This window comes from Amycolatopsis samaneae, from assembly GCF_039541975.1.
Taxonomy (GTDB): Bacteria; Actinomycetota; Actinomycetes; order Mycobacteriales; family Pseudonocardiaceae; genus Amycolatopsis; species Amycolatopsis samaneae.
In genome coordinates, this window is sequence record NZ_BAABHG010000012.1 from 89784 (window position 1) to 102134 (window position 12351).

Genomic DNA, 12351 nt, shown 5'->3' on the forward strand with positions numbered 1-12351 from the left:
CAACTGGCATCGCCGAACGTGTCACCGCGTCGAGCGCCGCCCGGTCCCCGCCGCGGGAATCCTCGGGCGCGAAGGGGACATTTGTGGCGTCCAGCGCGCTGAAGGTGGCCTTCAGAGACCCCCGACGCACACACCACCCCCGAGAATCACCCGAACCGGGGTACTACCCGAGTAGCGACTTCACCAGCGCCGCGATCTGGTCGGTCTCGATCAGGAACGAGTCGTGCCCGTACGGAGACGTGATCACCGACGGTTCCCCCGCCCCGGCGATCCCGCGGGCGATCTCGGCCGACTGGTACGGCGGGTACAGCCGGTCGCTGTCCACACCCGCGACCACCGCGCGCGCCCGCACCCGCCCCAGCGCGGCGGCGACCCCGCCCCGGTCCCGCCCGACGTCGTGGGTGTTCATCGACTCCGTCAGCACCACGTAGCTGCCCGCGTCGAACCGCCGCGCCAGCTTGTCCGCGTGATGGTCCAAATAGGACTCCACGGCGAACCGCCCGCCGCGCAGCGGGTCCTCGCCGTCCTGGGGCCGCGCACCGAAACGCTCCGCCAGTTCGGGTTCACTCCGATAGGTGACATGCGCGATCCGGCGGGCGACGCCGAGCCCCTGAGCGGGCCCGGCGGGCGAATCGTAGTAGTCGCCGCCGTGCCAGTGCGGGTCCGCGCGGATCGCGTGCAGCTGCGGCGCCGCCCAGCCGATCTGTTCCGCCGACGCTCGCGCCGTCGAGGCCAGCACCAGCACCGACGCGACGCGTTCCGGCAGGCCCACGGCCCATTCCAGGGCACGCATCCCGCCCATCGAACCGCCGAGCACGGCCGCCCAGCGGTCGATGCCCAGCGCGTCGGCCAGCACCGCCTCGGCGGCCACCTGGTCACGCACGGTCAGCGCGGGGAAGCGGCGGCCCCAGGCCCGGCCGTCGGGATGCGGCGAGGACGGTCCCGTCGAGCCCTGGCACCCGCCCAGCACGTTCGGGACGACGACGAAGTACTCGCCGGTGTCCAACGCCCGGCCGGACCCGATCAGGCCGTCCCACCAGCCGGGGCCCGGATGCCCCGGCCCGGCGGGACCGGCGGCGTGGCTGTCGCCGGTGAGGGCGTGCTCGACGAGCACCGCGTTCGAGGCGTCCGCGTTCAGCGTTCCCCAGGTCTCGTAGGCGATCGTGAACGCGGGCAGCACGCCACCGGCCTCCAGCCGCACCGGGCCGGGGCCGCTGATCCACCGCCGTCCGCCGGACGGGTCCCCCGCCCGCCACGCTCCCGTGACGGGCGGGACACCGGTATCGGTCACAGAGCCGCCTTCGCCGCCCGGAATCCGGCTTCGAGGTCGGCCTTCAGGTCCTCGATGCCCTCCAGCCCGACGGCGAGCCGCACGAGGCCCGGCGTGACACCGCTGGACAGCTGCTCCGCCGGGGAAAGCTGGCTGTGCGTGGTCGACGCCGGGTGCACGATCAGGCTGCGCACGTCGCCGAGGTTGACCAGCTGGCTGTGCAGCTCGGTCCCGTCGACGAAGGCGCGGCCCGCCTCGACGCCGCCGCGCAGGTCGAACGAGAGCACGGCACCGGCACCGCGCGGCAGGTACTTCTGTGCCGCGGCGTGATGCGGGCTGGACGGCAGTCCGGCGTAGTAGACCTTCTCGACCTCGTCGCGCTGTTCCAGCCATTCGGCGAGTGCCTGTGCGTTGGAGACGTGCCGCTCGACACGCAGTGAGAGCGTCTCGATTCCTTGCAGGATAAGGAAACTGTTAAGCGGGGCGATCGCGGCGCCGGTGTCGCGCAGCAGCTGGACCCGTGCCTTGGCCGCGTAGGCGCCGGGCCCGAGCGCCTCCCAGTACTTCAGGCCGTGGTAGCTCGGGTCGGGCTCGGAGAAGCCGGGGAACCGCGCCGGGTCCTTGCCGAAGTCGAACGTCCCGCCGTCGACGAGCAGCCCCGCCACGGTGGTGCCGTGCCCGCCGAGGTACTTCGTCGCGGAGTGCACGACGACGTCCGCGCCGTGTTCGATGGGCCGCAGCAGGTACGGCGTCGGCACCGTGTTGTCCACGACGAGCGGGACGCCCGCTTCGTGCGCGACGTCGGCGACACCGCGGATGTCGAGCACGTTGCTGCCCGGATTGGCCAGCGTCTCGGCGAAGAACAGCTTGGTGTTCGGCCGGACCGCGGCACGCCACTGGTCGAGATCGTCCTGGTCCTCGACGAAGGACACCTCGACGCCCAGCTTCGGCAGCGTGTAGTGGAACAGGTTGTACGTGCCGCCGTAGAGCGACGGGCTGGAGACGAGGTGGTCGCCCGCGTTCGCGAGGTTCAGGATCGCCGCGGTGGTCGCGGCCGTGCCCGAGGCGAACGCCAGCGCGGCGACACCGCCTTCGAGCGCGGCGACCCGCTGCTCCAGCACGTCCTGGGTGGGGTTGTTGATCCGCGTGTAGATGTGGCCGGGCTCGGCGAGGCTGAACAGGTCGGCGCCGTGCTGGCTGTCGCGGAAGACGTACGACGTCGTCTGGTAGATCGGGGTCGCCCTGGCGCCGGTCGCCGGATCGGGCGCCGCGCCCGCGTGGATCTGCTTGGTCTCGAACGACCACGCAGCGGTCTCGGATGCGTCGGCGCTCATGATTTCTCCTTGCGGCTCAAGGGTTCGACAGTGACTCGACGCTAGCTGGGCCGAACGGAGCAGCCCAAGGGCTCCCACGGGGTGGGAGTTGACAAACTTACCTCTCCAGCTAAGATATCTCTGGGATCAAGATTTACGGACTGGGAGATATTCATGGAGGAGCGGGTACAGGTACTCGTGGTCGGCGCCGGTCTCGGGGGTCTGTCGGCGACGATGTTCCTGGCACAGCGGGGAATCGACGTGCTCGCCGTCGAGCGGCACGCCGGGACGGCCATCCACACGCGGGCGAGCGGGCAGAACCCGCGCACCATGGAACTGTTCCACTGGGCCGGGATCGACGACGCGGTGCTGAACGCGAGCCCGCGCGCGTCGAAGGGGCTGCGCGTCACGGTCGCGTCGAGCCTGGCGGGCACGGTGTTCAACCGGATCCTGGAGGACTTCAACGAACCGGACATCTCCGCGGCGACCGCGATGCGGTTCGGGATGGCCGGCCAGGACGTGGTCGAGCCGATCATGCTGGCGCAGGCGGAAAAGTTCGGCGCGCGCGTGCGTTTCCGTACCGAGCTGACCGGATTCACCCAGGACGCGGACGGTGTCACCGCGACGGTGCGCCACCGCGATTCCGGCGAGGAAACCGTGGTGCGCGCCGACTATCTCGTGGCCGCCGACGGCGGGCGCAGCGGAATCCGCGAAGACCTCGGCATCGCGACCGAGGGCGAGGGCGCGCTGGGGCACCTGGTCGGCGTCGTGTTCGACGCGGACCTCGGCGACCGGGTCAAGGCGGGGATCACCGACCTGTTCCACCTGCAGCACCCCGAGTTCACCGGCGTCGTGTGCAACACCGATCACCCGAACCGGTACATCTTCGCGGTGGATTACCGCCCGGACAAGGGTGAAAGCCCGGCGGACTTCCCGCCCGAGCGGCTCGCGGAGCTGATCCGGCTCGCGACCGACCTGCCAGGACTGGAGCCGGAGATCCAGTGGACGGGACCGTGGGAGATCGCGGCGCGGATCGCCGAACGCTTCCGGTCCGGCCGGGTGTTCCTGGTCGGGGACGCGGCGAAGGTGACGCCGCCGACCGGCGGCCAGGGCGGGAACACCGCCGTCGGCGACGGCGCCGACCTCGCCTGGAAGCTCGCGGCGGTCCTGCGCGGCGACGCGGGTGACGGGCTGCTGGACACCTACGAGGCCGAACGCCGCCCGATCGCGCGGATGATCGTGGAGGCCTCGCTGCACAACCTCAAGGAGCGGATGCTGCCGGATCTGGACGTCTCCGAGCTGCCCCCGCCCGAGGAACCGCTCGCCGGGATGCTCGGCTTCCGCTACCGGTCGACCGCCGTGCTCGCCGAGGACGACGACCCGGCCCGCTGCGAGAACCCGATGGAGCCGAGCGGCCGTCCCGGCTTCCGCGGCCCCGCCGTCCCGCTCACCGTCGACGGCTTCCCGAAGTCCACTGTGGACGTCTTCGGGGAGGCGTGGGTGGTGCTGTGCGCCGAGGACGGGTCCCGATGGTGCCCCGCGGCCGCCGACATCGCGGCGGAAACGGGGATCCGGGTCGACTGCCACGTGCTGGACGACGCGGGCGCCGCGCGCTACGGCCTGGCGGCGGGTGGCGCGAGCCTGGTGCGCCCGGACGGGATCGTCGCGTGGCGCGCCGCGGCGGCGCCGGAGGATCCCGCCGGGGAGCTGTGGAACGTGCTGGGCCGGGTGCTCAGCAGGTAGTGATCCGTGCGCCGGCGCCGCCGTGCCGGCGCACGAATTCCCTCGCTCCGCCCGAGCGGTGTGGGTGCCGAGCGGGCGCCCGGCGGGTCGGCCACAATGGAGCCGTGGTCTCGGTGCGCAACGTGGTCGACAGGGTGGGCCCGACGCTGCTCCACGCGCTCCAGCTTCCCGAAGACTCCCCCGCCGTCGGCGACGTCGTGATCGCCGAGCCCGGTGGGTCGGCCGGTTTTTCCGGCGGCGACCTGGTGCTCGGTGTCGCGATCACGGACGCGGCGGACGCCGCCGAACTCGTCCGGGCCGGGGCGGGCCAGGGCGCCGCCGCGGTGCTGTTGAAACCACCGCTCGCGGCCAAGCCCGCGGTGAAGCGGGCGGCGAAGTCGGCCGGGATCGCGCTGGTCCAGGTGCACGCGGCGACGTCGTGGGCCCAGCTGGTGTGGTTGCTGCGCACCGTCCTCGACGCGCTGGCCGACGAATCGGAGTCGCTGGAGAACGGCGGCGATCCCGGAGCCGGTGACCTGTTCCGCCTCGCCGACGCCGTCGCCTCGGTGGTCGACGCGCCGGTGACCATCGAGGACACGAACTCGCGCGTACTCGCCTACTCCGCGCGGCAGGACCTCACCGACCCCGCGCGCGTCGCGACGATCATGGGCCGCCGCATCCCCGACGACGTGCTGGCGCGGTTCCGTTCGCGCGGCGTTTTCCGGGAGCTTTCCCGGGGCAGGCAGACGATCTTCGTCCCCGCCCAGCGCGACGGCACGCTGCCCCGGCTCATTGTGCCGATCCGGATGGGCGGCGAGCTGCTCGGTTCGATGTGGGCGGTCGTCGCGGGGCCGGTGTCGGAGGAGCGCGCCGCCGCGTTCGCCGACGCCGCACCGGTGGTCGCGCTGCACCTGCTCCGGCGGCGCGCGCACACCGACGCGCAACGCCGGGCCACCGCGGAACTTCTGCGTGCCGTCCTCGAAGGACAGGCGACCCCGCGCCGGGCGATGGCCGAACTGGACCTGTCCGACGAACCCCATCGCGTGGTGGTCATCGAGGTCGCGGGCGGGGACGGGCGCGACGCCGAGGGGCCGCGGCTCGCGCTGCTGGAGCGCATCTCGCAGGGCATCGGCCGCCGTCCGATCACCACCGAACTCGGCGGGCTGCTCTACGCCGTCGTGCCGGACACCGCGGGCCCCGGCGGCTGGCACGAGCTGCGGATCGCGTTGCACGAGCAGCCCGCGAAACGCCGGGGCGGCACCCTGCGGGCCGCGGCGGGGGCGGCGGGCGAGATCGGCGACCTCGCCGTGTCGCGGGCGCAGGCCGAGGAGGCGCTCGGGCTGCTGCGAGCCGACCTGGTCGGCGAGCACGTGGTCGTCTTCGAGGAGGTGTGGACCGAGCTGGCCCTGCACCGTGCCGCGACGGCGGGCGCGGCGGCGAAGGTGGCCGAGCTGGGACCACTGAAAGCGCTTCACGCCCACGATCAGGCGAACCGCGCGGGCTACGTCGACACGTTGTACGAATGGCTGCGGCACCCCGGCGATCCGCGGGCGGCGGCGCGGGAGCTGCGGATCCACCCCAACACCCTGCGCTACCGGATGCGACGGCTGCTCGAACTGGTCCCGCTCGACCTGGAGGATCCCGACGTGCGACTGGCGCTGATCACCCAGCTGGTCGCGCTGCGGTGGAGCTGAGGGCGTTTTCCGTTGTCCGTTTGTCCGTGGGGGCCTCCCCGAGGGACCTACAGTCCCTCGGGGAGGCCCCCACGGCCCCCTGCGCACCCCCGGGTCCCGGTACGCCGATGCAGGCCGGATTCCGTTCGCGTGGCGCGAATCCTCCGTTCGCGCGGGTGTGACTGGGCCGGTCACACCACGAAAATCGCCACACCCGTCCCAAAGCGAGAGCAAAGGTCCCTTGCTCTTCTCCGCACCACGCGAAAAGTCAGACCCGATAGCTAAGATCCCGCGCCTTCAGCCATCCCGGCGCCAGCCGCACCCACACCGTGCCGCGCTCGGCCGGGTCGTCGCGCAGGTACGCGCGGAACCGTTCGTCCCATCGTCGCTCGTCCTCGCCGAGGTACCGCACGAGTTTCCGACGGCCGCGCGGCACGTCGAACGGCAGCACCGAAGCCGCGCCACGGGCGATGACCTGCCGCACCAGCCCGGTACCGAGATCGCAGACGTCCACGGTGACCGCGAGCCTCGGCGAGGCGCGCACCCGATCCGGCAGCCGCGACCACGGGCCGCTGAGGATCCAGAACGCCCCGTCCTCCCACAGGTACCAGGTCGGCCGCACCGTCGGGCCGTCCGTGGCGACCCGCGCGGTCAGCGGCCGGGCGAGGAACGCGTCGACATCGAAGTCCGTCACGGCACGAGCCGGGCCGCCTCGGCGAGCAGTTCCGCCTGGCCACGCCAGTTTCCGCCGAACGGCATCCCGACGACCCGGGAGACCCCGATCGCGGCGAGTTCGGCGAACACTTCGGCGGCGTCCGCGGGCGTGCCGGTGACCACCGCGGCGCGGGCGTCCTCTTCGGACAGTCCGTACCCGGTGAGCCCGCGCACCTGACGGTCGACCGCCGAAGCGGGCAACGCGCCCAGCCCGAGGCTGACCCCGACGGTCACCTCCGGCACCGGCCGCCCGAACCGGTCGGCGAACTCCGCCAGCCGCGGCAGGTCCGCCGCGATCCGCGCCGGGGCGGACATGGCCGGGTACCAGGCGTCGCCGTACCGCGCGGCCCGCCGCAGCGCCGCACCGCCACCGCCGACCAGGATCGGCGGCACCTCCGCACCGGGCGCCAGCCGCACCGTCTCACCATCCACTGTGGACTCATGACCGGCGATGAGGTCGGGCAGCACCGCCAGCGCCGCGTCGGTGAGCGCGCCGCGGCGCGCGTAGTCCCGGCCGACGGCCCGCCAGCCCGCGTCGCCGTGGACGTCCCCGCCCGAGCCGACGCCGAGCAGCACCCGGCCCCCGGTCAGCAGCTGCTGGGTGGCGATCTGCTTCGCCACCCAGGCCACCGGCCGCAGCGCGAGGATCAGGACGCCGTACCCGATTTTGAGCCGTTCGGTGGCGGCCGCCGCGGTCGTCAGGACCGTCATGCTGTCCAGCAACGGCCCGCTCACCGGGATCAGGTGATCCCCGACCCAGACCGACTCCAGCCCGAGCGCCTCGGCGAACCGCGCGTCGCCCACGACGTCGCCGGCGCCCTCCGGCCCGAACGCCCTCGCGGTGAACGTGATCCCGACGTCCATCACGCCACCAGCAGGGTCTTGCCGAGGGTCCCGCGCGTCTGGATCGCGGTGTGCGCGTCCGCGGCGCGCTCCAGCGGGAACCGCTGGCCGATCACCGGGGCGAGCCTGCCCACCGCCGCCTCGGCGAGCGCCGATTCGGTGAACGTCCGCATCTCCTCCGGCCCGCCGATCGACCGTACCAGGGTCACTCCGCGCGCCTGAGCGTCCTCTTCGGACACTTCGGCCCACGCCCCGCTGGCGAGCCCGTAGAGCGCCATCCGCCCGCCGGGGCGCACCAGCCCGAACGCGGCGGTGCCGATCTCCCCGCCGACCCCGTCGAAGACGACGTCCACTTCACCCACCCGCTCGGTCCAGCCGGGCTCGCGGTAGTCGACCGCGAGGTCGGCGCCGAGCTCGGCGACCCGCGCGACCTTCTCCGCGCCGCCCGCCGCGCCGACGACCTCGGCCCCGGCCGCCTTCGCGAGCTGGACGAGCAGGCTCCCCACACCGCCCGCCGCCGCTTCGACCAGCACCCGCTCCCCCGGCGCGACACCGGTGGCGCGGACGAGACCGGTCGCGGTCCGCCCGTCCGCCAGCAGCGCCACCGCGACGTCGGTGTCCAACGCGTCCGGTACCGGGAACACCGCCGCCGCGTCCACCACGACGCGCTGGGCGTAGGCCCCGGATCCCCCGGTCGAGGTCACCACCCGCCTGCCGACCAGCGCGGAGTCCACACCGGACCCGACCGCGCTGATCACCCCGCCGACCCCGTTGCCGGGGATCATCGGCCGGTACGGGCCGGAACCGGTGGCCCGGAACTGGGTTTCCACGAAGGTGACGTTGACGAACGCCACCTCGACCAGGACCTGCCCCGGCCCCGCCACCGGATCGGGTGCTTCCCCCGGGACGAGCACCTCCGGCCCGCCGAACTCTCGTAGCCACACCGCGCGCATGAACGCCCTTTCCCTCACCGGATCCGCAGACATACAGCGTGCAACCTCAACCGGACTAGAGGTCAAGGGAGCTGTTCCGGGAGAACCAGGTTTTCCGTCCAACTTTGTTCTCGGGGCATGATGACACCGCCGTCCGGGTACATCACCGTGAGTGGCAACACGACTTGCCACGCAGAACCGCCTACAGGAGGCAGCAGTGCGTATCGCCGTTCCCCGCGAGATCAAGCGACACGAGTACCGGGTCGCGCTCACCCCCGCGGGTGTGCACGAGCTGACCGCGCGCGGCCACGACGTGTTCGTGGAGGCCGGGGCGGGCGTCGGCTCGTCCATCTCCGACGAGGAGTACGTGGCCGCCGGCGCGAAGATCCTGGCCACCGCGGACGAGGTGTGGGCGCAGGGCGAGCTGGTCCTCAAGGTGAAGGAGCCGATCGCCGAGGAGTACCCGCGGCTGCGTTCGGTCCAGGTGCTGTTCACCTACCTGCACATCGCCGCCGACCGGCCGCTGACCGACGCGCTGCTGTCCTCGGGCGTCACCGCGATCGCCTACGAGACGGTGCAGAAGCCGAACGGCGCGCTGCCGCTGCTGGCGCCGATGTCGGAGGTGGCGGGCAGGCTGGCGCCGCAGGTCGGGGCGTTCGCGCTGATGAAGCCGAGCGGTGGCCGTGGCGTGCTGCCGGGCGGGATCCCCGGTGTGCACCCGGCGCGGGTCGTGGTGATCGGTGGCGGTGTCGCGGGGCTCAACGCGGCGCGTGTCGCGCTGGGGCTGGGCTCGGACGTGGAGATCCTGGACACCAACGTGGACCGGCTGCGGCAGATCGACAGTGACTTCGGTGGCCGGATCCGGACGGTGACGTCGAACCGGCTGTCGATCGAGGAGTCGGTGCTGCAGGCGGATCTGGTCGTCGGTGCCGTGCTGGTGCCGGGCGCGAAGGCGCCGAAGCTGGTGTCGAACGAGCTGGTGTCGCGGATGCGGCCGGGCAGTGTCCTGGTGGACATCGCGATCGACCAGGGTGGCTGCTTCGCGGACTCGCGGCCGACCACGCACGACGACCCGACCTACCGGGTGCACGACTCGGTCTTCTACTGCGTCGCGAACATGCCGGGCGCTGTTCCCCGGACCTCGACCTACGGCCTGACGAACGTCACCCTGCCCTACGCCGTGCAGCTCGCGGACCACGGCTGGCAGCAGGCCCTGCGTGCCGACGCCTCGCTGGCGAAGGGCCTGAACACCCACGACGGCCACCTCACCAACGAGCCGGTGGCAGTCGCCCACTCTCTCCCCCACACCGACCTGGCCACCGTCCTGGCCTGACCCCCCAGACCACCCAGCGACCGAAGGCCCCTTGAGATTCCCTCAAGGGGCCTTCACCTTTGCTCACCAGGCGAGGGCCGCCAGGCCCAACGCCGACACCGATGCCAACGGAACCACGCTGGGTCAAGAGTTGCCGCACCGTGGGGGGTCCGGGGGGCTCGGCCCCCCGGGTAGTACGAGGACACTGGGAAGCGCGAAGCGCGAACAGGATTAACGACGGCCCGCTCAACCAGCCTGGGGGTCACTGGGAGCGGGCCGCCGTGTTCCAGTCTAGGTAATGCTCGGGGAGTTCGCCGCACCGGGGTGCACATCCGGCCGTTTTCGTTGCGTAGCTCACGGCAAGTAGCCGCTTTCCGGCCGGAAATCCGAGTTCGCGAGCCGATTCGGACACGGAGAGCGACCGGGGATGTACCAAAGGGAACGTGACTTAGGTCGCGAAGGGCCGGTTCGGGGAGTTCCGTACGCGTGGGTGGCCCGGGTGAGGCAGGATGGCGCCCGATTCAACCTCGGGGAACATAAGGGGACGGTATGCACGACGGCAGCGGCCGGATTGTGGTGCAGAACCTCGGCAAGCAGTTCGGCCCGGTCAACGCGGTGCAGAACCTGAGCTTCACGGTCGAGCCGGGCTCGGTGACGGGCTTCCTCGGCCCGAACGGCGCGGGCAAGACGACGACGTTGCGGATGCTGCTGGGGCTGGTCACACCGACGACGGGGACGGCGACGATCAACGGCCGTCCGCACGACCAGCTGGGCAATCCGGCCAGGGTGGTCGGTTCGGTGCTGGAGAACGAGGGTTTCCATCCGAGCCGGACGGCGCGGAACCATCTGCGGGTGTACGCGGCGGCGATCGGGGTCCCTGACCAGCGTGCCGACGAGGTGCTGGGGCTGGTCGGGCTGGGCGCGGCGGCGGATCGCAAGGCGGGCGGGTTCTCGCTCGGGATGCGGCAGCGGCTGGCGCTCGCGACGGCGTTGCTGGGCAACCCGCAGGTGCTGGTGCTGGACGAGCCGACGAACGGGCTCGATCCGGAGGGCATCCTGTGGCTGCGGAACTTCCTGCGGGGGTACGCGCAGCAGGGCCGGACGGTGCTGGTGTCGAGTCACCTGCTCAACGAGGTCGAGCAGACGATCGACCAGGTGGTGATCATCAGCCAGGGCATGACGCGGTACTACGGCTCGCTGGACCAGCTGCGCAAGAGCCAGCAGTCGCGGGTGCTGGTGCAGCCCGCCGACGCGGCCGGCCTGGCGAAGGCGTTGCAGGAGAACGGGATCACGCAGGTGTCGCCGACGCCGGACGGCCGGGTCGCGGTGGGCGGTTCGTCGGTGCAGCAGATCGGTGACCTGGCCGCGAAGGCCGGGATCGCGGTGTACGGGATGCAGGAGGAGACTGCGGATCTGGAGCGGATGTTCTTCCAGCTGACCCAGGGTCAGTACGCGGGCGCGCCCGCGTACGGCCAGGCTCCGCCGCCGGGATACGGGGCGCCGCAGCAGCAGGTCCCGCAGGCGCCGCCGGGATACGGGCCGCCGCCGGGGTATGCCCCGCAGGGTCCACCGCCGGGGCAGCAGGGCGCGCCGCCACAGCAACAACAACAGCCGCAGCAGCAGAACGAGGGCTGGGGAGGGCCGCGCTGATGGGTAACCTGTTGAAGGCGGAGTTCCGCAAGACGCTGACCCTGAACACGTGGTGGGTGCTGATCATCCCGCTGGTGGTGGTGTCCTTCGGCCTGACGTTCGTGTGGGGCCGGATCACCGACAACTTCGCCTCCTACATCGGGCGGGGGACGGCGCGGAAACTCGCCGAGTCGGTGGGCCTGAACGCGGACGCGTTTCCGGTGGGACTGCTCGCGATCGCGCACGGGGTCAACATCGCGCAGATCATCCCGGCACTGTTCGGGGTGTTCGCGCTGGCGGGCGAGTACCGCAGCAAGACGATCACGACGACGTTCCTCACCGCACCGAACCGGCTGACCGCGCTGAGCGCGAAGATGCTCACCTACATCGTGTGGGGCGTGATCTACGGGCTGATCAGCTTCGGGGTGTCCGCGCTCGCGACGGTGCTCAGCGTGGACTCCACCCGGCTGCCGAGCGGGCCGCAGTGGCTGGGGGCGCTGGGCGGAACGGTGCTGGCGTCGGTGCTGGTGATGCTGTTCGGCATCGGATTCGGCGCGGTGCTGCGCAATGTCACGCTCGCGGTGGTGCTGCTGCTGGTGTGGTTCCTGATCGTGGAGAACGTGCTGGTGATCTCGATGTGGGGGGTCACCAGCGCGCTCGGCGGGATCCTGCCGAACGGCACCGCGAACGGGATCGTCGGCGGGATCGCGGCGGACGCCTTCAAGATCAACACGTTGAACCTGCCGGACGGGGTCGACCATTGGTCGCAGCTGGGCCTCCAGCTCGCCGCGGGCGCGCCAGGGGTGTTCTCGTGGTGGGCCTCGGCGCTGATCTTCCTCGCGTGGACGATGGCGTTCTTCGTGGCGGGCTGGGCGGGTAACCAGCGCCGCGACATCACCTGAGCCGTCCGGCGCGCAAAGCCTCTGAAGGCCACCTTGAGGGA

General features: G+C 71.8%; 10 protein-coding genes. 5 read left to right on the top strand and 5 right to left on the bottom strand.

Annotated features, from left to right (window positions below; all coding sequences use genetic code 11):
- Window positions 1-163 precede the first annotated feature (163 nt).
- Both metX and ABD987_RS29400 read right to left on the bottom strand, forming a co-directional pair.
- The gene (gene metX / locus ABD987_RS29395) at window positions 164-1291 is read right to left on the bottom strand and encodes a homoserine O-acetyltransferase MetX (protein ID WP_345401004.1); all 1128 of its coding nucleotides are present in this window, start codon (window positions 1289-1291) and stop codon (window positions 164-166) included.
- A complete protein-coding gene (locus tag ABD987_RS29400) occupies window positions 1288-2604 on the bottom strand; it encodes a bifunctional o-acetylhomoserine/o-acetylserine sulfhydrylase (protein WP_345401007.1) in 1317 nt (438 codons plus the stop codon). Before ABD987_RS29400 ends, metX begins: the two co-directional genes overlap by 4 nt.
- 153 nt (window positions 2605-2757) lie before the next feature.
- On the opposite strand from ABD987_RS29400, the gene rdmE reads away from it, so the two are divergent.
- Both rdmE and ABD987_RS29410 read left to right on the top strand, forming a co-directional pair.
- A complete protein-coding gene (rdmE, locus tag ABD987_RS29405; protein ID WP_345401010.1) occupies window positions 2758-4326 on the top strand; it encodes an aklavinone 12-hydroxylase RdmE in 1569 nt (522 codons plus the stop codon).
- 104 nt (window positions 4327-4430) lie between these two features.
- The gene (locus tag ABD987_RS29410; protein ID WP_345401013.1) at window positions 4431-5999 is read left to right on the top strand and encodes a PucR family transcriptional regulator; all 1569 of its coding nucleotides are present in this window, start codon (window positions 4431-4433) and stop codon (window positions 5997-5999) included.
- Between the two features lie 247 nt (window positions 6000-6246).
- On the opposite strand, the gene ABD987_RS29415 is transcribed toward ABD987_RS29410, so the two are convergent.
- The 3 genes from ABD987_RS29415 to ABD987_RS29425 are packed head-to-tail and all read right to left on the bottom strand — an operon-like array spanning window position 6247 to window position 8488.
- A complete protein-coding gene (locus ABD987_RS29415; RefSeq protein WP_345401016.1) occupies window positions 6247-6672 on the bottom strand; it encodes a pyridoxamine 5'-phosphate oxidase family protein in 426 nt (141 codons plus the stop codon).
- Window positions 6669-7556, bottom strand: a complete 888-nt coding sequence (locus ABD987_RS29420) for an LLM class flavin-dependent oxidoreductase (protein ID WP_345401019.1) — start codon at window positions 7554-7556, stop codon at window positions 6669-6671. Before ABD987_RS29420 ends, ABD987_RS29415 begins: the two co-directional genes overlap by 4 nt.
- Window positions 7556-8488, bottom strand: coding sequence for a zinc-binding dehydrogenase (locus ABD987_RS29425; protein WP_345401022.1), 933 nt, complete (start codon window positions 8486-8488; stop codon window positions 7556-7558). Before ABD987_RS29425 ends, ABD987_RS29420 begins: the two co-directional genes overlap by 1 nt.
- Before the next feature lie 196 nt (window positions 8489-8684).
- On the opposite strand from ABD987_RS29425, the gene ald reads away from it, so the two are divergent.
- From ald to ABD987_RS29440, 3 genes are all read left to right on the top strand, one after another.
- Complete coding sequence (gene ald / locus ABD987_RS29430; RefSeq protein ID WP_345401025.1) at window positions 8685-9800, top strand: alanine dehydrogenase; 1116 nt, start codon at window positions 8685-8687, stop codon at window positions 9798-9800.
- A 528-nt stretch (window positions 9801-10328) separates the two neighbouring features.
- On the top strand, window positions 10329-11429 hold the full coding sequence (locus ABD987_RS29435) for an ABC transporter ATP-binding protein (RefSeq protein WP_345401028.1): 1101 nt from the start codon (window positions 10329-10331) through the stop codon (window positions 11427-11429).
- Window positions 11429-12310 carry an ABC transporter permease subunit gene (locus tag ABD987_RS29440; protein ID WP_345401031.1) on the top strand — a complete coding sequence of 294 codons (882 nt, stop codon included), beginning with the start codon at window positions 11429-11431 and terminating at the stop codon, window positions 12308-12310. Before ABD987_RS29435 ends, ABD987_RS29440 begins: the two co-directional genes overlap by 1 nt.
- The last annotated feature ends 41 nt before the right edge of the window (window positions 12311-12351 follow it).